At 53.3% G+C, this 24,665-nt stretch carries 21 protein-coding genes; 15 read left to right on the top strand and 6 right to left on the bottom strand.

The features are described 5' to 3' along the window. The first annotated feature begins 133 nt into the window (after positions 1-133). The 3 genes from folE2 (at position 134) to ACTG3X_RS01800 (ending at position 3,165) form a co-directional block, all read left to right on the top strand. Positions 134-1,234, top strand: coding sequence for a GTP cyclohydrolase FolE2 (gene folE2, locus ACTG3X_RS01810; protein ID WP_439109517.1), 1,101 nt, complete (start codon positions 134-136; stop codon positions 1,232-1,234). A 112-nt stretch (positions 1,235-1,346) separates the two neighbouring features. Then, positions 1,347-1,577: a DUF1127 domain-containing protein gene (locus ACTG3X_RS01805; RefSeq protein WP_439109516.1), complete on the top strand. Its 231-nt coding sequence runs from the start codon at positions 1,347-1,349 to the stop codon at positions 1,575-1,577. 139 nt (positions 1,578-1,716) lie between these two features. Further along, positions 1,717-3,165: a TrkH family potassium uptake protein gene (locus tag ACTG3X_RS01800; RefSeq protein ID WP_439109515.1), complete on the top strand. Its 1,449-nt coding sequence runs from the start codon at positions 1,717-1,719 to the stop codon at positions 3,163-3,165. 51 nt (positions 3,166-3,216) lie between these two features. Here the strand turns inward: ACTG3X_RS01800 and ACTG3X_RS01795 are convergent, their stop codons facing one another. Then, positions 3,217-4,992, bottom strand: a complete 1,776-nt coding sequence (locus ACTG3X_RS01795) for a serine protease (protein ID WP_439109514.1) — start codon at positions 4,990-4,992, stop codon at positions 3,217-3,219. A 215-nt stretch (positions 4,993-5,207) separates the two neighbouring features. On the opposite strand from ACTG3X_RS01795, the gene ACTG3X_RS01790 reads away from it, so the two are divergent. The 8 genes from ACTG3X_RS01790 (at position 5,208) to glmM (ending at position 15,561) form a co-directional block, all read left to right on the top strand. Continuing rightward, positions 5,208-6,137 carry a glycine--tRNA ligase subunit alpha gene (locus tag ACTG3X_RS01790; protein ID WP_439109513.1) on the top strand — a complete coding sequence of 310 codons (930 nt, stop codon included), beginning with the start codon at positions 5,208-5,210 and terminating at the stop codon, positions 6,135-6,137. Beyond that, positions 6,134-6,652, top strand: coding sequence for a DUF6446 family protein (locus ACTG3X_RS01785; protein ID WP_439109512.1), 519 nt, complete (start codon positions 6,134-6,136; stop codon positions 6,650-6,652). The genes ACTG3X_RS01790 and ACTG3X_RS01785 overlap by 4 nt, the downstream gene beginning before the upstream one ends. Before the next feature lie 18 nt (positions 6,653-6,670). Next, the gene (gene glyS, locus ACTG3X_RS01780) at positions 6,671-8,764 is read left to right on the top strand and encodes a glycine--tRNA ligase subunit beta (protein ID WP_439109511.1); all 2,094 of its coding nucleotides are present in this window, start codon (positions 6,671-6,673) and stop codon (positions 8,762-8,764) included. 170 nt (positions 8,765-8,934) lie between these two features. Continuing rightward, a complete protein-coding gene (gene ppdK / locus ACTG3X_RS01775; protein WP_439109510.1) occupies positions 8,935-11,343 on the top strand; it encodes a pyruvate, phosphate dikinase in 2,409 nt (802 codons plus the stop codon). A gap of 169 nt (positions 11,344-11,512) precedes the next feature. After that, the gene (locus tag ACTG3X_RS01770; RefSeq protein ID WP_439109509.1) at positions 11,513-12,145 is read left to right on the top strand and encodes a cell wall hydrolase; all 633 of its coding nucleotides are present in this window, start codon (positions 11,513-11,515) and stop codon (positions 12,143-12,145) included. A gap of 99 nt (positions 12,146-12,244) precedes the next feature. Beyond that, on the top strand, positions 12,245-13,168 hold the full coding sequence (locus tag ACTG3X_RS01765; RefSeq protein WP_439109508.1) for a dihydroneopterin aldolase: 924 nt from the start codon (positions 12,245-12,247) through the stop codon (positions 13,166-13,168). Between the two features lie 36 nt (positions 13,169-13,204). Then, entirely contained in the window at positions 13,205-14,218 is a 1,014-nt protein-coding gene (folP, locus tag ACTG3X_RS01760; RefSeq protein WP_439109507.1) for a dihydropteroate synthase, read from the top strand. Next, a complete protein-coding gene (gene glmM, locus ACTG3X_RS01755; protein WP_439109506.1) occupies positions 14,218-15,561 on the top strand; it encodes a phosphoglucosamine mutase in 1,344 nt (447 codons plus the stop codon). The genes folP and glmM overlap by 1 nt, the downstream gene beginning before the upstream one ends. On the opposite strand, the gene ACTG3X_RS01750 is transcribed toward glmM, so the two are convergent. Beyond that, a complete protein-coding gene (locus tag ACTG3X_RS01750; RefSeq protein WP_439109505.1) occupies positions 15,558-16,472 on the bottom strand; it encodes a DMT family transporter in 915 nt (304 codons plus the stop codon). The genes glmM and ACTG3X_RS01750 overlap by 4 nt on opposite strands. 125 nt (positions 16,473-16,597) lie before the next feature. Then, complete coding sequence (gene ilvC, locus ACTG3X_RS01745; RefSeq protein ID WP_439109504.1) at positions 16,598-17,620, bottom strand: ketol-acid reductoisomerase; 1,023 nt, start codon at positions 17,618-17,620, stop codon at positions 16,598-16,600. A gap of 131 nt (positions 17,621-17,751) precedes the next feature. Here ilvC and ACTG3X_RS01740 point away from each other — a divergent pair, with 131 nt between their 5' ends. From ACTG3X_RS01740 to ACTG3X_RS01730, 3 genes are all read left to right on the top strand, one after another. Then, the gene (locus ACTG3X_RS01740; RefSeq protein ID WP_439109503.1) at positions 17,752-18,207 is read left to right on the top strand and encodes an Lrp/AsnC family transcriptional regulator; all 456 of its coding nucleotides are present in this window, start codon (positions 17,752-17,754) and stop codon (positions 18,205-18,207) included. Then, positions 18,204-18,659, top strand: a complete 456-nt coding sequence (locus ACTG3X_RS01735) for an Lrp/AsnC family transcriptional regulator (protein WP_439109502.1) — start codon at positions 18,204-18,206, stop codon at positions 18,657-18,659. The genes ACTG3X_RS01740 and ACTG3X_RS01735 overlap by 4 nt, the downstream gene beginning before the upstream one ends. A 73-nt stretch (positions 18,660-18,732) precedes the next feature. Continuing rightward, positions 18,733-19,857 carry an aminotransferase class V-fold PLP-dependent enzyme gene (locus ACTG3X_RS01730; RefSeq protein WP_439109501.1) on the top strand — a complete coding sequence of 375 codons (1,125 nt, stop codon included), beginning with the start codon at positions 18,733-18,735 and terminating at the stop codon, positions 19,855-19,857. On the opposite strand, the gene ACTG3X_RS01725 is transcribed toward ACTG3X_RS01730, so the two are convergent. Then, entirely contained in the window at positions 19,854-21,056 is a 1,203-nt protein-coding gene (locus ACTG3X_RS01725) for a UbiH/UbiF family hydroxylase (RefSeq protein ID WP_439109500.1), read from the bottom strand. The genes ACTG3X_RS01730 and ACTG3X_RS01725 overlap by 4 nt on opposite strands. Positions 21,057-21,399: 343 nt before the next feature. Next, positions 21,400-22,044, bottom strand: a complete 645-nt coding sequence (locus ACTG3X_RS01720; protein WP_439109499.1) for a pyrimidine 5'-nucleotidase — start codon at positions 22,042-22,044, stop codon at positions 21,400-21,402. Positions 22,045-22,141: 97 nt separating this feature from the next. Here ACTG3X_RS01720 and ACTG3X_RS01715 point away from each other — a divergent pair, with 97 nt between their 5' ends. Continuing rightward, a complete protein-coding gene (locus tag ACTG3X_RS01715) occupies positions 22,142-22,789 on the top strand; it encodes a GntR family transcriptional regulator (protein WP_439109498.1) in 648 nt (215 codons plus the stop codon). Here ACTG3X_RS01715 and ACTG3X_RS01710 read toward each other — a convergent pair. Further along, positions 22,736-24,649 carry a glycosyltransferase family 2 protein gene (locus ACTG3X_RS01710; RefSeq protein WP_439109497.1) on the bottom strand — a complete coding sequence of 638 codons (1,914 nt, stop codon included), beginning with the start codon at positions 24,647-24,649 and terminating at the stop codon, positions 22,736-22,738. The two genes, ACTG3X_RS01715 and ACTG3X_RS01710, sit on opposite strands and share 54 nt — an antisense overlap. Positions 24,650-24,665: the final 16 nt, after the last annotated feature.

Raw genomic sequence — 24,665 nt, 5'->3', positions numbered from 1 at the left:
CCCATAGGCTGCCCCACGCCGCATTTTGCAGAAATCTGCGATATGACGCTTGTGTGAAGTTTTTGGTCTGAGATGGCATTCGCTGCGTATTGACCTTAAGTTACACTCAATGTGACCCAAGGGGGACAGCACTATGAACAAGCAGGTTGGACCAATGATTGCCGCACCAGATCGCGTCGAAGCCAAGGCCGCGCTAGAGCGATTGCGCGCTTGGGCTTTGAGTGCCTCTCCTGAGGAAGTTGCCGATCTTGATCCTGTGATTGCGCGGCTGTTACCACAGGGTGAAGTGTCAAATTACCCAGCTCTAGCAAGGGCTTACCCTGAAGAATTTGAAGTTGATGACGCCTATAAAGCGACATTGCCTGACTTGCAGAACGGCCCCTCAAGCCTGATCAAAGGCGCGCCACGGGTGATTCAGCATGTGGGGATTTCAAACTTTCGCCTGCCGCTCAAGTTTCACACGCGAGACAACGGCGACCTGACTCTGGAGACCTCTGTCACAGGGACGGTGAGTCTGGAGGCGGGTAAAAAGGGTATTAACATGTCGCGCATCATGCGCAGCTTTTATAAGCATTCGGCCTCTACCTTCTCCTTTGACATCATCGAAGCCGCGCTGGACGATTACAAAACCGATCTGGAAAGCTTTGACGCCCGCATCCAGATGCGGTTTTCGTTTCCCATGAAGGTGGGCAGCTTGCGGTCTGGCTTGGAGGGCTATCAGTATTACGATTTTGCACTCGAGTTGATCGAGGTGGATGGCGTGCGCCGCAAGATTATGCATTTGGACTATGTCTATTCGTCCACATGCCCTTGCTCTCTTGAGCTGTCAGAGCACGCGCGCCAAACGCGGGGGCAACTGGCTACGCCCCATTCCCAGCGCTCTGTTGCGCGTATCTCGGTCGAAAATACGGGTGGAGACAGGCTGTGGTTTGAAGACTTGATCGAGATGTGCCGCGCCGCTGTTCCGACTGAGACACAAGTGATGGTCAAGCGCGAGGACGAGCAGGCCTTTGCCGAGCTCAACGCAGCCAACCCCATTTTTGTGGAAGATGCTGCACGTCTGTTTGCGCAAAAGTTTGAGCAAGACGAGCGCGTTGGTGACTTCCGGGTGATCGCGAGCCATCAGGAAAGTCTGCACAGCCATGACGCGGTAAGTGTTTTGACAGAAGGGGCGCTGTTTGAGAGCGAAAGCCTTGATCCGAAGCTGTTCTCGACATTGTTCCATGTTGGCTAAGCTATGCGCCTCGCGCGGATAAGGTATTCCGTATTGGCATTGGTAAGGTTAGCAATGCTGACCTATATTCGAAGTGAGGGAGGAAACCACACCATTAAATGAGGTTTCCAAAATGGCTTATACGACACTTTCCACAACAGCTGGCTTTGGCTTTGCTGAGATTTTTTCCAAAGTTCAAAGCGGCTTCGTAGGCTGGCTTGAGAACGTAGACAAACAGCGCGTCGAACCGTTTCGCCGCCAGATCGCTGCCCTTCACGCTTTGAGCGATGAAGAGCTGGCCAAAAAAGGCATCAACCGCGATGATATCGAAATGCGCGTTCTAAGTGGTTTGTTTTACTGCTGAACAGCCGCTTCGCTGCAAAGAAGAAACAAATGCCAGCTACGTGCCCAAGTGGACGTTGCTGGCATTTGGCGTTTGTGAGGGGGGCTGATTTTGCCAGTCATGCTTGACAGGGTCACGGCTTCAAGCCAAGCCTGCGCTCATGTTTGATCTTCGCCCCGTTGGATACGTTATTGGCCTTCTTGTTGCCGCGCTCGGGCTCACGATGCTCGCGCCTATGGTGATCGATATGGTCGATGGACGGGGGCACTGGCCGGCCTTTGCCGAAAGTGCTGTGATAACCATGCTGGTGGGGGGGCTCGTTGCGCTGTCGTGCCAAAACGGTGTCAAAGAAGGGCTCAATATCCAGCAAACCTTCTTGCTCACCACAGGTGTCTGGGTGGCTTTGCCCATATTCGGGGCTTTGCCGTTGATCATTGGCGCATCTGAATTGTCTTTCATCGATGCGATTTTTGAAGCGATGTCGGGCCTGACAACAACAGGCGCAACCGTTATTACGGGCCTAGATGATATGCCGCGCGGTATTTTGCTCTGGCGTGGGATCCTGCAATGGCTTGGCGGCATTGGTATCATTGTTGTCGCGATGGTTTTTTTGCCAGAGCTACGTGTTGGCGGGATGCAGATTTTCCGCGCTGAGTCTTTTGATACATTCGGAAAAATCCTCCCCCGCGCCACGCAGATCGCCTCGCAGATCTCGGCCATTTATGTTTCCGTGACAGCGGCTTGTATCGTGACCTATATCTTGCTTGGCATGAGTGTTTTTGATGCGTTCACGCACGCTTTCACGACCGTTTCGACAGGCGGGATGGCAAACTATGATGCCAGTTTCAGCGTCTTCACAGGGCCGCTAGAGTATGCGGCTTCTGTTTTTATGTTGCTCTCAGCGCTGCCTTTTGTGCGCTATGTTCAAATGCTCAATGGCAAGTGGGATGCGCCTCTGCTGGATGTGCAGGTCCGTGGGTTCCTCTACACGGTGATTGTGCTGGTTATTGTCACAACGATCTTGCTGACAAAGATATTTCCGCACCACTGGGAGCAAGCTTTTCGCGAGGCTCTTTTCAACATTGCCTCGATCATTTCAGGCACAGGCTATTCCAGTGTAAACTACATGCTCTGGGGGCCGTTTCTCGTCACGATCTTCTTTCTGATCGGTCTGATTGGGGGCTGCGCGGGCTCAACGGCCTGTTCGATCAAGGTCTTTCGCTACCAGATCCTGTTTGCCTCCATCGCCTCTCAAATCAAGAAAATCAGAGCGCCCCATGGTGTCTTCACACCAAAGTACAGCGGGCGCCCGATTAGTCAGGATGTGTTGAGCTCGGTGATGAGCTTCTTCGTATTCTTCATTTTGACGCTTGGCTTTGTGGCGGTTGCCCTCTCCTTCACGGGGCTCGATTTTGTCACCTCTGTTTCTGGCGCGGCGGCCACGGTTGCCAACATCGGCCCGGGGCTTGGCGATATCATCGGTCCCGCCGGCAACTACTCTAGTCTGAATGATGTCGCCAAAGGTATTCTGACCTTCGCAATGCTCATTGGCCGCTTGGAGCTTTTGGTTGTCTATGCGCTGGTCATACCGGCGTTCTGGCGCGGATAAAGAAAAGGCGAGCCATTGGCCCGCCTCATCCTGTAGGCCAATCGCGTGAGATCACTCCCAGCAGCTCACCAAGACGGTCATGCCCTGCGCTTCCAGCGTAAGATCTTCTGGTGCAATGAGGCCGGCACGCCCCGAAGCATCGGGCGAGAGCCCGGCCGCCTGCGCGACTTTCCGGATCGTTGCCGCGTCGATAGCGAAGCTCACATTGTCAGGGAGTTGCTTGTCGCCCTGTGGAGAGGGAAGCAACATCCCCATAACTGCGCCAGCATCGTCAAACACAGGGCCACCTGCGTCTCCGGGCAGGACATTCAGCGCAAGCCGCTTCAGTTCGGGTTCCCCACCGAGGCCCTTCACATCACTCAGGGTTCCAAACGTCAGGGTCGGTGCGCCCAGAATACCTTCGTAACTAAACCCTGAGACCGCGATCTCGGTTTGCAGGCGCGGGTCGCGAGAGGTGAGAGTGGTCGTCTGTGCGGGGCTGAGAGTTTCTTTGCTGCGCAATATCGCGATGCCAGCTACTGGATCGTTAAAAAGGATATCGGCTTCGAACTCGTCTTCGATTGTTATTCTTGAGCAGGCACTGATAGCCTCAGACGTGGTGACAATGTGACCAGCGCTGTCGAGAAAGAAGCCTGAGCGCGCCAGTTTCGGGCGGCGGATTTCAAGGCCTGCGACAAGGTCTACGCTTTGCTCATCGATGCCAGCGGCTGGGTCCAAGACACCTGTCAGCCGCGAAAATGAAGCACGCATTTCACCAAGCAGGCGGCTGCGGCGCTCTTCATCGCCCGCAGGCCAAATCAGCGTGAACCCTTTGATTTCATCGTTTTCCAGCCAGGCCTCTGTGTGGGAGACCGTCGTGGCGCTCTCGCCCACAAGGGTGAAGGCGTTTCCGCGGCGTTCGCGCGGGCCGTCAGCAGGGACGATTTCAAGAGTTTGCATAATGTCATAGAGCCCGTAGAGCGTATTTTGGTCACCGGCCTGGCTGATGAGCAAGACACGTGCGTTTATATCGCCTGATGCATCATAATGCGCAAACGGGGGGCTATATTTGGCAAACGCCACCACATTTGTGGGGAGGCTGATTTCGATACCGGCCTTGGTATCTTGGACGCGCTTGAGCCCGAGCCCATCAAGGATGGCGTTGTATTGTGCAAAGAGTTCGCGGCGTTGTGCGGTGGTCAGGATGCCTGTGGTGGTGTGGTTGTTGGCCTCTTGCCAGGCCGCCATGGAGCGACGCGTGCCGCGACCAAACGCACCATCAATCGCCGCGTCGTAAAACCCAGCCCATTGCAAGGCCACTTGCAGGCGCTCACGGTCTTCGCGGCTGAGGGCCGCCTCCGAAGCGCGGGCTTCAGTTGGTGTTTCATCTGGCGCGGTGAGTGTCGGTGCCGCTTCGGTTATAATACTGTCGCCGGTCGCGGGCGTTTCTGTTGCGGGGGGTGCCACGTCCAAAGCTGCGGGGGCTTGAGCTGCGGGGAGGTTGAGTAGATTTGCGCCAAGTGGCCAGAACTGTTGTTGAAAGCCTGCCGAGTAGGCGATGTAGCTGTCGCGCGGGATCTGCCCTTCGCTGCGGTAGGTGCGCAGAACTTCGCGCGCATCATCGGGCAGGTAGGGGCCAAGCGCAATTGCGTACCAGCCGCCACCAAGGGCGAAGCCGTTTACATCGGGCAGGGCGGCAGAATAGGCGCGGACACGCTCTTGCGCCTGCGTGAGGCTAGGTTGCGCTTCAATCTGGATCCAAACCGGGTCTTGATTTTGATCTTGGGCTGTAACGGCACCCATCCAAAGGGTGAGTACGATAGAAAAAGAAACCAAGAGCCGTGACATTAACAGAAATCCTCGTCATTAAATGTGCCGTGTGAGAAGCTTAAGCCGTTTTATCAAATTCTTTTGAGTGTGCATCCAAATAACGCAAACAACTCTTTATTTGATTATCGCCAGCCTCGGACCATGCGACAAAAACGGGCGTCTGATTGACCTGATCGCGCTGGCGTCATAGGTAGTGCGCAAACGGCTGACCAACGCTGAGAAAAGGCATAGATATGGCGGAACGCACAGACAAACCGCGTAGTTTTCAAGAGATCATCTTGCGGCTGCAGTCCTATTGGGCAGCCAAGGGCTGTGCCATGTTGCAGCCTTATGACATGGAGGTTGGCGCGGGAACGTTTCATCCGGCGACAACGCTCAGGTCTTTAGGGTCCAAGCCATGGGCGGCCGCCTATGTGCAGCCATCGCGGCGGCCAACCGATGGGCGCTATGGCGAAAACCCGAATCGTTTGCAGCACTATTACCAGTATCAGGTGCTGATAAAGCCAAGCCCACCCGACTTGCAGGCGCTTTATCTCGGGTCGCTCGCCGCGATCGGAATTGACATGGAGCGCCATGATATTCGTTTCGTGGAGGATGACTGGGAGAGCCCGACATTGGGCGCTTGGGGCCTCGGCTGGGAAGTCTGGTGTGATGGTATGGAAGTGTCACAGTTCACTTATTTCCAGCAAGTTGGCGGGCACGATTGCCACCCTGTGTCTGGTGAGCTGACATATGGTCTTGAGCGTCTTGCTATGTATGTGCTTGGTGTGGAGCATGTCATGGACATGCCCTATAACGATCCAGATGCGCCAATTGCGCTGAGCTATGGCGATGTGTTCCGCCAAACGGAGCAGGAGTACAGCCGTTGGAACTTTGACGTGGCTGATACAGAGATGCTCCTGAAACATTTTGAGGATGCCGAGGCTGAATGTCAGCGTATTTTGCAGACCGAGGCAGATGATCCAAAGACAGGTAAGCGGATCGTCATGGCGCACCCTGCCTATGATCAATGCATCAAGGCATCCCATTTGTTTAACCTGCTTGATGCGCGTGGCGTAATTTCCGTTACTGAGCGTCAGGCCTACATTGGCCGTGTGCGTGCTTTGGCCAAACTCTGTGCTGATGCGTTTGTTCAGACCGAAGCTGGAGGATACGCCGCATGAGCGGGAAAATTATCGCGGGAGTCATCGTCGTGCTGTCATTGATCGCTGGCGCAGCCATCTATTATCTGCAGGTTTATGCTTACTACGATGCTGTTATGGCTGATGGCGAAACTGACGTTCAGCTGACTTCTCTTGTTAGTGGGGCACCCGAGCCAATTTTGTATGATGGCTTTGAGGCCATTACAGCCACAAGTTCGCCCATCCGCTATCGGGCCTGCTTTACGACATCTCAGAGCATCGCCTTGTTGAGCGAAACATACGAGCCCTACGAGGCTGCCGAGCCTCTGCTCGCGCCAAGCTGGTTTGAGTGCTTTGATGCCGTTGAAGTGGGTGAAGCGCTTGCCCGGGGAGAGGCTGTGCCTTTCCTTGGCGAGGAAAACATCATCTACGGGATTGACCGTGTTGTTGCCGTTTTGCCCGATGGTCGCGGCTTTGCCTGGCATCAGATCAACGAATGCGGTGTAGAAGTCTTTGATGGCAAGCCAGTCCCCGAAGGCTGCCCAGAAAAACCGTGAATATAGAAAGCGCAGCCAATGCCTAACCTGCTGATTGAACTGTTCTCCGAAGAAATTCCTGCGCGTATGCAGGCTCAAGCAGCCAAAAACCTGCAAAAGCTGATAACAGACGGCCTCGTTGAGGCCGGGCTGACCTATTCTGGTGCAAAAGCCTTTAGCACACCTCGGCGTTTGGCCCTTGCCGTGGACGGTCTGACGGCCGAAAGCCCCACTGTTAAAGAAGAGCGCAAAGGGCCGAAGGTCGGCGCACCTGAGCAAGCGATTGAGGGCTTTCTGCGCGGCGCAGGTCTGACGCGCGACCAACTGGAAGAACGCGATACGCCAAAAGGCGCGGTATACTTTGCGTCCATCGAAAAAACAGGGCGCGTTGCCGATGAGATCGTCAGCGAAGTTCTGGAGCGCACAGTGCGCAATTTTCCATGGCCAAAATCGATGCGCTGGGGCACAGGTAGCTTGCGCTGGGTTCGGCCTTTGCATTCGATACTTTGTATCTTGGAGGACGAAGCGGGCAGCCGGATTGTTGACGTCGATATTGATGGCCTGAAGGCTTCAGACACAACAGAGGGCCACCGCTTCATGAGTGCAGGGCGCTTTTCGGTATCAAACTTTGAGCAATATGACAGCCAGCTCAAACGCGCCCACGTGGTGTTGGACTCTCAAGAGCGCGCTGACCACATTTGGCAGGACGCAACAAATCAGGCGTTTGCGAGCGGCCTTGAAGTGGTTGAAGATGCTGGCCTTTTGGCGGAAGTATCTGGCTTGGTTGAATGGCCTGTTGTGTTGATGGGTCAGATTGACGAGGCGTTCCTCGCCTTGCCTGCTGAAGTGCTGCAAACCTCGATGAAAGAACACCAGAAGTTCTTCTCGGTTAGAAATGCCAAGAGCCAGCGTATCGAGCGTTTCGTGACTGTGGCCAACAGAGAAACAAGCGACAACGGCGCAACGATCCTTGCAGGAAATCAAAAGGTGCTTGCGGCGCGGTTGAGCGACGCCAAGTTCTTCTGGGAGAATGATTTGCGCGTTGCCAAGACTGGCATGTCGGCTTGGACCGAGCAGCTTGAGAACGTGACATTCCATAACAAGCTTGGAAGTCAGGCCGCCCGAATAGAACGTATTGCGGCGCTGGTGCGAGATATTGCCGTTCACGTTGGGGCAGATGCTGATATCGCAGAGCAGGCCGCACGGATCGCCAAAGCAGACCTGAGCTCTGAGATGGTCTATGAATTTCCGGAGCTTCAAGGGCTTATGGGGCGTTACTATGCCGAGGCTGCGGGCCTTGCAGATGACGTGGCAGCTGTTTGTGAAGAGCATTACGCGCCGCTCGGGCCATCAGATACTGTGCCAACAGCACCGCTGTCTGTGGCGGTCTCATTGGCTGACAAGCTAGACACGCTGACTGGTTTTTGGGCGATAGATGAGAAGCCAACGGGCTCAAAAGACCCGTTTGCACTGCGTCGTGCTGCGCTTGGTGTGATCCGCCTGATCCGTGAAAACAACCTGTCTCTGTCTCTTTCGCATTTCTTGGATGCTCAGCTCGTGCGCCACAAGGCCGCTGTAGGACTGAAGGGGGATGAGCAAAGCATCTCCATCGACCTTTTGGGCTTTTTCCATGATCGTCTTAAAGTCCACCTTAAAGACGAGGGCATTCGCCACGACGTGATTGATGCTTGCCTGTCTGGAAGCCTGAGCGACGACATCCAGCTCGTTGCGGAGCGCGCTGCCGCTTTGGGCCGCGTGTTGCAAACAGATGAGGGTGCGAACCTTGTTCAAGGATTTAAACGCGCCAATAATATTCTGACACAAGCCGAGTCAAAAGACGGGGTTGAGTATAGTTTTGGAGCTGATCTCAAATACGCCGAAACCGACGACGAGAAAGCACTTTTCGTGGCGCTTGATCGTGCGGAAGCTGAGATCAAGACAGGCTTGGCAAACGGCGCCTACGAAAGTGCGATGACATCGATGGCGCAGTTGCGCGGCCCGGTTGATGCGTTCTTTGAGGCAGTCCAAATCAATACCGACAACCAGATTGTACGCCGCAACCGCCTTAACCTGCTCAACCGCATTCGGACGGTCTGTAACAGCGTTGCTGATTTGACCTGTCTTGAAGGCTAGGCTTGCGCCGCTTTCAGAACTGGGTTTAATGTGCCGCAGTGCAGAAACATGATCCGAATATAACGCTGATCACGAGCAACGCGCCTATCAAGCCTTATACGCATGGCGGGCGAGCAAAGTGTTTACAGCGCCTTGTCAGGCTTGATTTGCCTGTCCCGATGACTGTTGCCTTGTCGTTTTCGGCAGTGCACGGCATCGCTTCGGGTCAGTTGCCTGATATGAACCTGCTGTTGGAGCCATTTGGCGAGGGCCAGCTTTTGTGCGTGCGCCCGTCGTCTCAAGACCCTGATTGGGGCGGGCCTGGGGCTGTTCTCAATATTGGCATGAATGACGCTGTCTACGTCGATTTTTGCGATGCTCTCGGGCAAGATGCGGCTGCGCAACTTTACTTGCGCTTCGTGCAATCCTACGCCATTCACGTGGCCCGCTTGGACCCTGACCTCTTTGAAGACATCGGGGCTGACGGGCAAGAAGGCCTCTCGGCTGCGTTGAAGGCCTATGAAGACGAGGCTGAAGAGAGCTTTCCGCAGGAGCCAGCGGTGCAGCTTGCTGCGGTTTTGCGCTCAATGGCGCGCGCTTGGGAGGGCACCACAGCACGGCTGTTGCGCCAAGCCAAAGGCGCTCCGGCTGACGCAGGTCTCGGGTTGGTTGTGCAGCAGATGGTTTTTGGCATCGGATCAGGGGAAAGCGGGTCCGGTGTCATTCAATTGGTGAATTCTAGCTCTGGCGAGCCGCAGATCACAGGGCGCTACCTGTCTCAAAGCCAAGGGCGCGATGCGCTGGCAAAAGATGCTGAAGCCCTTTTTCTTGAGGCTGATGCGCGGGGCCCGTCTTTGGAAGAGCTTGCGCCCACAGCATTTTCCGAGCTTCAGGACTATACGGCATTGATGCGTGTGAAGCTGCGCGAAGAAATGCAGGCCGAATTTGCCATCGAGAATGGCAAAGTGCATTTGCTTGATGGCGTGCGGATAGCGCGCTCTGCAAGAGCGGCCGTGCGTATCGCGGTCGATCTTGCCAAAGATCAGATCATCTCTCGCGAAGAGGCCCTGATGCGGGTCGAACCCCGTGCGCTCAACGAATTGTTGCACCGTCAGGTTGACCCGACGGCGCAGCGCGACAGAATTGCCACGGGTGTCGCCGCCAGCCCGGGTGCTGCGACAGGACGTATCGTGTTTTCATCTTCAGAGGCTCAGGCAAGTGCCGCTCGGGGCGAGGCCTGTGTTCTTGTTCGGCGTGAAACGGCACCTGAGGACATCAGAGGTATGCACGCCGCAGTTGCTGTTTTGACTGAACGAGGTGGTATGACCAGTCATGCGGCGGTCATTGGGCGCGGCATGGGGCTGCCCTGTGTTGTGGGGGCCTTAAGCCTCACGTTCAACCTTCCAAAGCGCACAGTGACATCTGAAGATGGCCGTGTTTTCAGGGAGGGAGACATCATTACCATTGATGGCACCTCAGGTGACGTACTCGCCGGTGAGCCCGCTATGCTGGAAGCCGCTCAAGACGATGCCTTTCAGGAGTTGATGGACTGGTCTGATGCTGTGAGGGACATCGGAGTGCGAGCCAACGCCGACACCCCAACTGATGCGGCGACCGCGCGCAATTTCGGGGCGGAAGGTATAGGCCTGTGCCGCACCGAGCATATGTTCTTTGAAGCGGACAGGCTGACCCCGATGCGGGAGATGATCTTTGCAGATAAGCCAAAAGACCGCCGCGCAGCACTGGATCGACTTTTGCCGATGCAAAGAGATGATTTCACTGAGCTGTTTCGGATTATGCAGGGGAAGCCTGTGTGTATTCGCCTGCTTGATCCGCCCCTGCATGAATTTTTGCCACACGACAAGGCAGGGTGCAGGGAGCTGGCGGAAGCCCTTGATTTACCGTTGTCCGATGTGACGCGTCGCGTGGAAGCGCTGAGCGAGTATAACCCTATGCTGGGCATGCGCGGTGTACGTCTTGGTGTGACCGTTCCTGAGATTTACGACATGCAGGCGCGTGCTATTTTTGAAGCCACCATTGCGGCAAGCCGAGATGGGGAAGCGGTTGTTCCAGAGATCATGATTCCTCTCGTATCTGCCAAGCGGGAAGTTGAACTGGTCAAAAGCCGTGTTGATGCGGTGGCAACCGCTGTGCGCGCAGAAACAGGCCAGGACTTTGAATACAGGCTCGGTGTGATGGTTGAGACGCCTCGCGCTGCGCTACGCGCTGAAGAGATCGCGCCGCATGTTTCATTCTTGAGCTTTGGCACCAATGATTTGACTCAGATGACATACGGTTTGTCTCGTGATGATGCCGGGCGTTTCATGTCGGCTTACGTGCAGCTTGGTGTCTATCCAGAAGATCCGTTTCATACGCTTGATACAGATGGTGTTGGCGAGCTGCTCCAAATGGGAGCAGAGCGCGGCCGTAAAGCGTCATCTGAGCTTGTCTTGTCTATTTGCGGTGAACACGGTGGCAACCCTGAGTCGATCGCATTTTGTCGAAATGCGGGTTTCAACTACGTATCCTGCTCCTCTTTCCGGGTTCCTGTCGCCCGTCTGGCTGCGGCCCAGCTCGCAATCAAGGACAAGATAGGGTAGGGGCGCTTGCCGCTAGCCACTAGATTTACAGCGCGTCACGGCTCGTCGGCGTAAATCCGCAACAGATGCAAAGGTGTGCTCGGCGCGGAAACTTGCATGACGACTTAAAAAACCATAAAAACTGCCGATGCGTGTGAAGACCACGTCAGATTGATAGGAGGCCATGCATATGCTTAGGCTTGTTTTGGCTGTTTTGTTTAGCGGGGCGTTATCTTTGCCCGCCTCTGCAGATGTTTCGATTAAGCGGCTTTTTGGAAAAGAGCAGCGCGCGCTAAACGCGATTCCCCAAACGCATCTTGTGTCGCTCCTTGAACGGTCAAAAGCTGCCAAAGTGTCATCGGGCGGCATAACATACTCTCGTGATTGGTTAGCAGGGCAACCCAAGCAATCTGGGGGGCGTGAATGGCGTTGCCTCGCTGAAGCGCTTTACTTCGAGGCGCGAGGAGAGAGCGTTAAGGGGCAGTTTGCGGTTGCCGAAGTGATCCTTAATCGCGTTAGTAGTGCGAGCTACCCCGATACAATTTGCGGTGTTGTGCACCAAGGCACAGGTCGAAAGTACGCGTGCCAGTTTACCTATACGTGTGACGGGCATGCTGAAGTTATCGCAGAACCACGCGCATTTGAGCGGGTGGGTAAGATCGCCAAGTTGACGATGAAGAGCGCTAAGCGGCCTTTGACGAAAGGCGCGACGCATTATCACACAAAAGCGGTTTCGCCATATTGGGCAGATAAGTTCCCTAGAACGGCGACGATCGGGTTTCACCATTTCTACAAGCAACCATCCCGCCTCTCACGTAACTGATAGTCGCTAAATGACGCCTTATGGTGTGCCTGGGCTTTACCTGAGGTTTATGGCGTGTATAGGCGGTGAGACTATAAAAAAGCTGGAGTGCCTGTCGTCGTGAGCTGCGAAATTAAACAAGCCTTTGATCATCCTGATGTCCGTTCTCGTGCAACCTCCGCAACTGGTGCGCTGGATCGTATTTCGCTTCGTGATCATATTGTCGAAGTCGAGATAGGCGCGTTTCAGGCTGAGCGAGGCTTGATGCAGCGGATATGCTTCAATGTTGTGGTCGAAGTCCGGCCTTTGTCTGGCGACATAGGCGATGACGTCGACAAAATCCTATCGTATGACAAAGTGACCGAAGCCATTGCAACGGCCTTGGGTGAAGAGCGTCTCAACTTGCTCGAGACCCTTGCGGAGCGGGTCGCAGAGCTTATTCTGTGGGAGCCTCAAGCCATGCGGGTTTTTGTCCGTATAGAAAAGCTTGATCGTGGGCCCGGCGCGCTTGGTGTCGAGATCGTACGCTCACACGTAGAAGAAGCGAGTGCCGCTGAGGTAGAGGACGGCCCTCATCCGCAGGTTCTGTTTTTGTCAAATGCGGCTCTACAGTCTGAAAATTTGAGCGGTTGGATTGATCAACTTGTTGGTGCTGATATGCCTGCGCTGATTTGCGTTGATATGCCTGATATGGCTGCGCCTCAATCGCTCGCTCCGATGGCACAGCGCCGCATAGATCTGTTGGCGCTCGAGCAGAATGCCTGGGTGCTCGCGGGATTCGATGCACGCTGTGTTGTGGTCGAGACACGTACAGAACTGGATTGGGCCATGAAGAACGGCCAGATTAGTGTCTGGGCGCCTTCAAAAATCATTCTGGATGCTATTGACGGGCCTACAGTGAATGAAAGAAGTGCTCTAAATCTCGCAACTTGGTTTGCGCAAGCTATGGGTGCGATACGCTTTGTAACGGTTGGGGCGCCCAAGCTGGCCCACAGCTCCGGGCTCGATGTGATCGAAGTTGATGTTTTGGATACACATATCTGAGAATGCTGTGGTTTCTGGCTTTGTAAGGTCTTTAAGATGACACGTCACTATTATCGCCCTCTTGTTCAATATGGGCCGATACGCCCTTCCGATGCCGCTACTTTGGCAGGAGGTTGGTGTTGGTTTACTCAGGTTGAGATTATTCAGCGTGGGCAGCCTTCAAGGTTCGTTCCTGCAGCCAGAATCCCTTCAGATGTTTTACACAAACTGACGGCACCACGAGCCCCTTTTGGGCCTGTTAGTTTTGAGCAGCCACGTTTGATGGGTATCTTGAATGTGACCCCCGACAGCTTCAGTGATGGTGGGCGCTTTAACGGTGCAGCCGTTGCACTCAAACATGCAAAAGATATGGCTGCGAGCGGCGCTGATATCCTCGATGTTGGAGGCGAGAGCACAAGGCCAGGGGCTGTTGAGGTGCCCCGAGAGGCTGAAGTTGCGCGTACAGCCCCGGTCATTGCCGCCGTCCGGGATGCGCTCTCGACGCCGATCTCAATTGATACACGAAAAGCAGAAGTCGCGATTGCAGCACTGGATGCTGGTGCTGATTTTGTAAATGACGTTTCGGGTTTCTCCTTTGACGCCCATCTGGCGCCATTGTGTGCCGAGCGAGAAGTGCCCGTTTTTGTGATGCACTCAAAGGGCTTGCCGGAGACCATGCAAAACGCGCCCCAATATGACGATGTCGCTTTAGATGTGTATGATTATCTTGAAGAAAGAGTGTCGGCACTGGTGAATGCGGGTGTTCCGATGGAGCGTATTATTGTTGATCCGGGGATTGGTTTTGGCAAGACAATCGAGCATAATCTGAAGCTTATGACGCATTTAAGCCTGTTTCACAGTCTCGGTTGTGCAATATTGTTGGGAGTGTCTCGAAAAGGGTTTGTCCGCAAAATTGGAGCCGTCGAAACGCCTCACGAGAGCGCTCACGGGTCGGTCGCAACCGCGCTGGCAGGTGTTGCGCAAGGCGTGCAGGTACTGCGTGTTCATGATGTAGCGGAAACAAAGCAAGCTTTACGCTTATGGCGGGCTGCTACCGAGGGAGAGTATTGATGACGAGAGAACTTTTTGGGACAGACGGTGTCCGCGGAACCGCAAACACTTATCCGATGACCGCAGAAATGGCGCTCAAAATTGGCGCAGCCGTCGGGCGCTTTTTTCGTAAGGATCAGTCCGTTGCGCATCGTGTTGTTATTGGAAAAGACACACGGTTATCTGGCTACATGTTTGAAAACGCTCTAACCGCCGGCTTAACAAGTACAGGTATGAACGTCCTGTTGCTTGGGCCAATTCCTACGCCAGCTGTTGGCCTTCTCACCACATCTATGCGTGCTGATCTAGGTGTTATGATTTCTGCTAGCCACAATCCTGCTGTAGATAATGGAATTAAATTCTTCGGCCCTGATGGCTTCAAGCTGTCAGATGAGGCTGAAATGGAGATAGAAGCTCTCGTCAAAGAGGGGGTAGAACCTGCTCAGTCGCGCAACATTGGTCGCGCAAAGCGGATCGACGATGGCCGCTTTCGCTATATCGAGCGTGTCAAGTCTACCTTCCCATTTGGTGTCCGTTTGGATGGTATCAAAGTTGTTGTCGATTGCGCCAATGGTGCCGCGTACAAAGCCGCGCCAGAAGTGCTTTGGGAGCTTGGGGCCGAGGTTATTCCAATTGGTGTCTCGCCTAACGGTTTTAATATCAATCAGAATTGCGGTTCGACAAAACCAAATATTGCCGCAGAGGCCGTAGTTGCCAATGGGGCGGATATTGGCATTTGTCTTGATGGCGATGCGGATCGTGTCATTTTAATTGATGAGACTGGTGCCGTTGCAGACGGTGATCAGATTATGGGTCTGTTTGCTTCTCGATGGGCCGCTGAAGGCCGCTTGAAGGGCAATGCTTTGGTTGCAACAGTCATGTCAAACCTAGGCCTTGAGCGCTACTTGCAGGGTCATGGTATTGGACTTGAACGCACAGGGGTTGGTGACAGATACGTTGTCGAGAAAATGCGTGACGGTGGCTTCAACCTTGGAGGCGAGCAATCTGGCCATATCGTGATGACCGACTACGCAACCACTGGCGATGGCCTCATGGCTGGACTTCAGTTTTTAGCGGAAATGGTGCGTTCGGGTAAACGTGCTTCCGAGCTTGCAAATGCGTTTGAGCCAGTCCCACAGCTTTTGAAGAATGTCCGTTTCCAGCAAGGGCAGGCTCCCTTGGACGATACTTCGGTGCAAGCTGAAATCGCGCGCGTGGAGGCTGAGCTCGAAGGCCGTGGTCGTTTGCTTATTCGCAAGTCGGGCACAGAGCCATTGGTGCGTGTCATGGCCGAATGCGAAGATGAGGCGCTTTTGGAGCAATCGGTGGATGCTATCGTCTCAGCTGTCGAGGGGGCTCTTTAGCTTTTCCTAAAGAGTCTGGAGAGTGCGCTATACTGGCTCAAGCCGACCCCGGCTAGGATGAGGGCGAGGGCGAACACAAGACTGCTTGGCAGCGGCTCTGAAAGGATCAGGGCGCCAAGAACAACTGACCAGATAGGCACTTGATAGTTTGTCAGGCTCATGAAAACCGGGCCTGCAGTTCTGATCACCCAAACGCGTAGGAAATTTGCCCCGGCTGTTGGTACCAATCCCAGAAATGCAAGGATCATGAGGGTTTGTGGGTCTGGCATGGGTGGAAGCCCCTCGCTTAGATATGCGGTGGGAATAACCAGAGCCGAGCCGAAAATGAGCGGCACTGCTGCGAGCCCAATAGGGTCGATCGGTGGTAGTCGTCGCATCACAACAGAGCTGATGGCATAGCATGTGGCCGCACCAAGGCAGGCGATCCGGCCCGGTGTTTCAAGAGCGGCTCCAGTCGACGTGAAGGCTTGACTGCCAATGAGGATGACGACGCCCACAAAGCCGATAACAAAGCCGACGATCCGCCTCGGTGTCATTCGATCACCAGGTACAAAGAAGTGAGAAAGCGGCAAGACGAGCAAGGCAACCGCTGCCATAGAAACACCTGCAAACCCTGATGTGACATACTGTTGCCCCCAGCTGAGCAACATAAATGGAATCGCTGATGAGAGTGCACCGACAATAATGAGAGAGAGCCATGCCTGTTCCTGGGTGCGCCAGAGCTTTCCTCCCGTAGCGCGCCAGATCCCAAGTGTGAGCAGCGTTGCAAAGCCGATACGAGCTGCCGCAATCCAGAAGGGCGTCATCGTTTCTAGCGCCAGCTCAATGACAAGAAATGTGCCGCCCCAGATCATTCCCAGCACCATGATCATCATCCAGCTGCTCGGTGTTATTTGGGGGGTGGCTGACATTAAGTTTCCTAGTTTTGTTCCCCTCGCTTGACGTAATGTCGGGAGGCTCGGTTGGCGGTAGTGCCGATTAAAAGTGAAAGAGGGCGCCAAAGTTGACGCCCTCTTTTGCCACTCGAGGTGGTTGCTTAGTTCTTCTCTTTGTCAACCATTTTGCCAGCTGAGATCCACGGCATCATGCCGCGTAGCTTTGCGCCTGTTTCTTCGATCATATGCTCGTCGTTGATCCGACGTGTGGCTTTGAACGAAGGCTGGCCAACAGCGTTTTCGAGCATGAAGTCGCGTACAAATTTGCCGGTTTGAATGTCTGTCAAAACATCCTTCATGCGCTTTTTGGTTTCTTCGTATGGCAAGATGCGTGGGCCGGAAACATACTCACCATATTCGGCGGTGTTTGAGATCGAGTAGTTCATGTTGGCAATGCCGCCTTCATAGATCAAATCGACGATCAACTTTACCTCATGGAGGCACTCGAAATAGGCCATTTCAGGTTCGTAACCAGCTTCTACGAGGGTCTCAAAGCCCATACGGATCAGCTCAACAAGGCCGCCACATAGAACGGCTTGTTCACCGAAGAGGTCTGTTTCACATTCTTCGCGGAAGTTTGTTTCGATGATACCTGAGCGGCCGCCACCGATGGCGGAGCAGTAGCTCAGGCCGATTTCAAGAGCTTTGCCTGTGGCGTCGTTGTGTACAGCTACAAGGCAAGGCACACCGCCGCCTTTTGTGTACTCACCGCGCACTGTATGGCCTGGGCCTTTGGGGGCCATCATGATCACATCAACGCCTGGCTTAGGCTCAATCAATCCAAAGTGAACATTGAGGCCGTGTGCGAATGCAATTGCTGAGCCTTCCTTAAGGTTGTCGTGTACATATTTCTTGTACGTCTCTGCCTGCAATTCATCGGGCATTGTAAACATGATGACATCACACCAAGCGGCTGCTTCTGCGATACCCATAACTTTCAGGCCTTCGCCTTCAGCTTTCTTTGTTGATGGCGAGCCTTCGCGCAGAGCAACAACAACATTCTTGGCCCCTGAGTCACGGAGGTTCAGCGCGTGCGCGTGTCCTTGTGACCCGTACCCAAGGATGGCTACTTTTTTGTCTTTGATAAGGTTAATGTCGCAATCACGGTCATAGTAAACGCGCATGGGGCTCTCCTTTGAAGTTTGTTTTCTAACAGTAATTTAGCGATCAGGCAGCGATGTTCCGATCAAAATTGCTTTATTTCCCTATTAAGTTGAGATATATATTCTTGGTATACATAATATAGAGAATATTTATGCTGGATGATGTTGATCGGCGCATATTACGCCAGTATCAAGCCGCTCCTGACGCATCGGTTGCCGAAATAGCCGAGCGGTGCGCTCTTACGGCGGCGAGCTGCTGGCGGCGCTTGGAGAAGCTTGAGAGCAATGGGGTTATTCTGGGCCATGAGGCGGTTGTTGACTGGCAGGCTCTCGGGTTTGCTGTTGAGGTGAGCTTGCGGATCACGCTTGATAAAACGCAGACCACGGCATTTGACGAGTTTATTGCCAAAGCCCGCAATGTTGCGGAAGTTCTAGAGATACAAACATTTTTGGGGAAGGTTGATGTCAGGCTATCTGTCATTGCGCGAGACATGGCCCACTATCAGGAGGTGTACCGCGCTCATATTTTGACGCTACCACATATCGCTGACATTGAAGCTTTGATGCACATAGCGCGTATCAAAACAGATGAGGCTTTACCAATATGATTGAGCTAGACAAAACAGACCATGTCATAGTGCGTGCCTTGATGCGCGATGCGCGCGTGACCAGTAAGGCGCTTGGCGAAAAGCTGGGCTTGTCTCAACCGGCAACCTGGCGCCGTATTAAGCGCTTAAAAGACTCCGGTGTCATAAGCGGCCGGCGCCTACGGCTGGATAGAGAGAAGCTGGGCCTGGGTGTGACAGTTTTTTTGGGGGTCAAGCTCGCAACAAAGCGGCGGGTGAGCCTTGAGGACTTTGAGCGGGCTGTATCGGCTATTCCAGAGGTCTTGAGTGTGGAGCACGTCCTTGGCCTCTATGATTACCGCCTCAAAGTGGTTGCAACAGACATCCCCGACTTTGAGCGCGTCTTGAGGCGGCGCATTATGACACTTCCTGGTGCGGGTGAGGTTGAAGCAAATGTTTTATTGAGTGAAGAGAGGCGTCCTGGCCCGATCTGAGACGCAGTTTAATCTGGGCGCACGGAGTTGTGAGTGCTAACGAGTGCATAATAACTTGGCATAGGAGGCTCAGATGGCCCTTTTGAACACAATAGACCCTCAGGGTCTTGATGAATTTTCAGTCGTCTTCACGGATCGCTCGCTCAACCATATGAGCACCCGGTTTCAAGCTGTGATGACCGATATCTCGTCCATGCTGAAAGATGTGTATCAGGCAGATGCCGTTGCGCTGGTTCCAGGCGGCGGTACTTATGCCATGGAGGCAGTGGCCAGACAGTTTGCAAAGGGTGCGAATGCTTTGGTTGTGCGGAATGGCTGGTTTTCATTTCGCTGGAGCCAGATTTTTGATGCGGGAGACTTTGCGGAAACCGTGTCTGTCCACAAGGCGAGGCAAGCTGGAAACGGTGTGCAGGCACCCTTCGCGCCAGCACCCATCGAAGATGTCGTGGCTGCGATCCGTGAGCAGAAGCCTGATGTCGTCTTTGCACCTCATGTGGAGACGTCTGCGGGTTTAATCCTTTCTGATGATTATGTGACGGCCCTTTCAGAGGCAGCCCACAGCGTGGGGGCTTTGATGGTGCTTGACTGTATTGCTTCAGGCTGTGCTTGGGTTGATATGAGAAAAACAGGCGTTGATGTTTTGATTTCTGCGCCACAAAAAGGGTGGTCTGCGTCTCCATCTGCCGGGTTGGTCATGATGTCTGCACGCGCAGTAGAGCGGTTGGCAGGAACGACGTCTGACAGCTTCGCCGTTGACCTCAAAAAGTGGTACGACATTATGCAGACATACGAGAACGGTGGGCATGCGTATCACGCGACAATGCCAACGGATGCTCTGCTGGATTTCCGAGAGACTATGCTCGAGACGAGAGACTATGGGTTTGATAAGTTAAGAGAAGCGCAATGGGCTTTGGGGGACGCGGTGCGCTTGCTTCTGGCAGAGAAGGGCGTTCAGTCAGTTGCTGCTGATGGGTTCGGCGCGCCGGGGGTTGTTGTGAGCTATACGAGTGACCCAGATATTCAAAACGGCAGGAAGTTTGCAGCAGAGGGTATGCAAATTGCAGCAGGTGTTCCGCTTGCTTGTGATGAGCCTGAAGGTTTTATGACCTTTCGTCTTGGTCTTTTTGGGCTAGACAAGCTTTATGATGTTGATGCGACGGTCGCCAGGCTGAAGTCTGTTATCGACAAAGTGCTTTAGGCTTTTACGCCTAAGCCAGCTTTCATCAGGGATTTGCGTACAGGGGCCAATCCGTAAATAGCCTTCAATCCCAGTGCGCGTAGGTCGCGCATTGGGCGAGATGATAGCATTGAGGCGCGGTTAAGAGCGTCAATACCTAGAATACGAAATTTTACCTCTTGGTGGCGCAGCTGGTGGTATTTATCCAGCATTGCTTTGGATCCAATCTCGTCTGAATTTGCCTTTGCCAGATCATATAGTGCTCTGATGTCCCCGAGAGACATGTTGAGCCCTTGTGCTCCGATTGGCGGAAGCACATGGGCCGCTTCTGCAATAAGCGCCGTGCGTTGTGCGCTCATCTGTTTGGTGTATTGCGAAATGATTGGCCAACTTGTTCTTGCGCTGGTTAATGTGAGGGGGCCCAAAATACCGCATGAGCGCTTGTTTAGCGCGGCCTCAAACGCGTCTGGCGCAAGCTCTTGCAAGCGTATCGCCTCGGCTGATCGTTCCATCCAAACAATGGCTGAAGCTGGCATACCATCATGATCGGGGAGAGGAACAAGGGTAAAGGGGCCGCCTGACCTGTGGATCTCGGTTGAGACATTTTTATGTGCAATCGGGTGACTAACTGTAAAGGCTAGTGCTTTTTGTCCATAGCGCATGGTCTGAACATCGATGCCGAGTTCGTTCCGAACTTTCGAGCTACGCCCATCAGCTGCAACCAAAAGTCTGGCAGTCACCTTCTCTCCACTGCTCAAGGTGATGTGTGCTGCGTCAATTCGAGTTTCGGCCTTTGACACTGACACGTTCGCTTGAAACGTGATGTTTTCGTGTTCTTGTATCAGTACAACGCATTCACGGCGCAAGAGCCAGTTTGGGAAATTCCAACCAAAGGGCTGATCTGAAATTTCGTCAGCGTTAAATTCTGATTCTATCCGGGGTTCAGATTTCAGGCCGCCAGCATCGACGATTCTCATAATCTGAAGTGGTGCTGCGTAAGGCTCTAGGCGTTGCCAAAGGCCAATTTCTGCCAATAGGTCTTTTGACGGTTGCAGGAAGGCTGTGGAGCGCATGTCTGCATGTGCAGCTGTTTTGTCAGTAACGGGTGCGGCGGGATCAACGCACATGACTGTGTATCCTAGAGAGGCAAAGCTCAAAGAGGCTACCAGACCTGCAATTCCGCCCCCGGCGACAAAAACATCTGTGTTCTTACCATGCATGTGCCTTCTCCTTCATAGTTACGACAATAGTTTGCCGGGGAGTCTTTTCCAAGCTACCTAGCCTCGGGAGATAACAACAAGAAGCCCCAAGAGAACAGGCACAGCTGCGACAGCTGGTAGGAAGAGAGCGGGTAAGCCCCACTTTAGAACGGCAGCTGCCCAGAGTAACAGGCAGGTGAGCGTAGCGATTAGGAGTCTTGCTGCCAAAGCTTTTTCATTGGATGAGTGGGTCTGAGAGGTGTGGTGTTGATTTGTCATGTAGTCCTCCGAAGTTTTGTTTCAGGGTACATGTATATTTGTGTGCGGTGGTTGCGAGGCGCACAATGACGCAGCTAGCGTTTGCTTATAGGAGATTAGATAGAAACGCAGACAAATTTTCTGTGTGGTGATGAACGTGCTCTGCCACCTTCGCCTCTGGTGCTACATGTACTGTGCGCATACCAAGGGCGTGTGGTACGACCAGATTGCGGATCTCGTCTTCAAACATAGCAGCTTCTCGTGGTAAAATATGAGCCTTTTTGAACACCAGATCAAAGGCGGCTTTTCTTGGCTTAGGCTCAAAGTTGGCGTGTTCCACGCCGTAGATGCCTTCAAATATATTTTCTAGGCCTCGTGCGCTGAGTACACGCTCTGCATAGGGTCGACTTCCGTTGGTATAGACTATTTTGCGGCCTGGTAGATTTTCGATTGCAGCTCTGAGAATTGGGTCGGCTTCCAGCGGGTGAAATGAAATGTCATGAACGTCGGCAAGATAGGCGTCTGCATCTGTATCGTGGTGTTCCATGAGGCCAGCTAGAGTTGTGCCGTATTCCTTCCAATATTTATTCCGAAGCAGATCAGCCTCGGATTGAGAAATCTTAAGTTCACGCATCAGCCAGTTCACCATTTTGGCTTCTATTTGATCAAATAGCGCCGTGTGTGGTGGGTATAGTGTATTGTCTAGATCGAAAACCCATGTGTTCACGTGCCGGAAGTTTTCGCCTGTCATAACAGTCGCCTTCTAAATGTTCTTGGGAGGGCAGAAAAAGTGGGCTTGCACCTTTAGTTTGGGAGCCTAATCTACTTGGTCTCTGAAAGGGGTGCAAATGAAAGAAACAAAGACGGTTCAGAAAGACGCTTATGTGCTTATTCTTGACGCGATCGATCACGGAACCTATCGGCCCGGCGATCGTTTGGTTGAGAACGAGCTCGCGGAGCGTTTTGGTGTTTCCCGGACTCCTATTCGAGAGGCGTTGCAACGGCTAGAAACTCAGTCGCTATTAACCCGAGATGGCCGTAGTTTGATTGTCGCCTCTCTTGATCACAACCAGATGGCTGAGCTTTACGCTGTTCGCACAGAACTTGAGGGGCTGGCGGCGCAGCTTGCCGCACGACATGCAACAGATGAAGAGATGCGTGTCTTGCGTGATATGGTGGACGAGGACCGTGCTCTGGTCGACAGCCCGAATGCTCTAGCGCAAGCAAACCGACGGTTTCATCATCAAATTCACCTTGCATCGCACAATCGGTTTTTGGTGCAGCAGCTTAACCTAGTGCACCAGTCTATGGCTCTAATGGCGACCACTTCGCTTGCGGCAAAAGGGCGAAGCAGCAAAGCTCTGGACGAACATGATATGATTGTTAGAGCTATAGAGGCCCGTGATGAGCTCAAAGCCCGCGAGGCACTCAAAGCTCATATTTCAAAGGCGTTTGTTACCCGCCTCAAGCTGGATGCTGCCAAAGTTGGGGGATAGCCCCTCAGCGGGCTGAGGCTTGTTTGACGAAAGGGAAAGGCCATGTTGGGTCTTGTCCCAATAAAATGGTTTGATGACCAATTCGTATAGCGCTTTATAAGCTGCAATTGCGCCAAGTGGATAGTACAGGTGCATAGTTGGGACCCACGCGAGGAGGTGTCGCAGGCTTGGCTTTGATACGGCCGTTGCATTGATTGCAGCGTTTGTAAGTTCAATAGTTAAGAACGAAAGGCCCAGAGCAAAAAGTATTTCGCGTGAGACAAAGCTTTCTAAAGGATGAGGCAACCCTATCAGTACGAGCCAGAAACTCCAAAGGACTGGAGCGAGTATGAACTGAGATAGTGCCGTTACGAAATGTGCTTGAAAGCCAATAAAACGCCAAAGGCCGAGCTCATTGAGTAACTGACGCGGGCTGCGCATATGTACTATGTATGTGACCATATAGCCTTTGAGCCAACGAGACCGTTGTCGCACCCAAGGCCACAGTTTGCAGTTGGCTTCTTCACCTGTGCGCGTTGCGATAACGTCGGTACGATATCCGTGTCGAGCAAGCCTGAAGCCTAGGTCTGCGTCTTCGGTGACGTTGTGCGCATCCCAAGCTCCGATCTCTTCAAGCGCTGCGCGTTTGAAGAAAAGAGTTGTTCCTCCCAAAGGAATGGCGAAGCCAAGCTGGGCCATACCAGGTAAGATGAGCCTGAACCATGCCGCGTATTCAATGGTGAAACACCGAGCTAACCAGTTTTGTTGGCTGTTGTAGTAGTCCAGAACGCCCTGAAGACACACAAGGTCTTCTGGGGCTGAATGGAAGTGATCCGCGACCAGCTCGAGCTGGTCAGATGCCGGCGCATCTTCAGCATCCCAAATTCCGATGATGTCCCCACCACAAAAGTCGAGAGCATAATTCATAGCGCGGGGTTTTGTTTTGGGTTGCCCCTCTGGAACCGTGACCATTTTGATCCAATGAGGTAGAGTACAGTCACGCAGTGCGGATTTCGTCAGATCATCGTTTTCCTCAACAGCAAGAACAACATCTACAAGCGACTTAGGGTAGGTAAGTGTTTGAATACGTTGTAGGAGCTCGCCTGCAATCTCACGTTCTTTGAAGAGGGGTACAAGGACAGATATTCGCGGGAGTCTATCCTCGGGACATTTCGGTGGTGCTTCACAGGGATCTTTTGACACTTCGGATATATAGGCAACGATACGCATCAACGCCGAGATTAGCAGCGTGAATGTCGCCCACGCAGCAAATAGAGCAAAGGCAACTCTGGGATACAGGGCCACAGCTATGATAAAAGCTAGAAGGCCGGCCAAGGTAACCAATAGCCTTTTTTTACTTGTGTGGCGCTCCCATGTTCGACAGCTTTGATCTTCTTGTACGCGCGTTGATGCACGGCGTGTGAGATCTTCTTGGTGATGCTTTACAATCCAAGTCAAGATGGTGTTTTGCTTGGCGATGGCAATTTCAAATTGTGATAGGTCGGCGCCTATATGATCAAGAAATTCACGATAGCCTTCAATGCTGTGACAGAGAACTACAACTCTCTCTGACTGTTTCTGCCATGGTAAGATCTGATACCGGAGCATCAAGGCTGGATCAAACATGGCTACCAAGTCGGGATCTGGTGGTGCTTTTGCCAGATCGACTATGGGCAGCCTCAGGAATTTGGCCTGAGCTTCAGTAAGCTCATCTGCATCAAGAATACCTTGTGCTTCAAGACTTTTGGACAATGACGTTTGAAAACGCTGTGAGTCCGATATTGCATGCATCAAGCTGCTTGGCTTCACTTTTCCAGTGCTTACCAAATACTTGCCAAAGCTGTCCGTTTTATCTCTGGGTTTGCTTTTAAGCGCATACATTCTGACCAACCCTACA

The organism is Lentibacter sp. (genome assembly GCF_965658795.1).
Taxonomy (GTDB): Bacteria; Pseudomonadota; Alphaproteobacteria; order Rhodobacterales; family Rhodobacteraceae; genus Lentibacter.
Note: the sequence above shows the minus strand (reverse complement) of the source record. Positions and strands in the feature narration are given on the sequence as shown.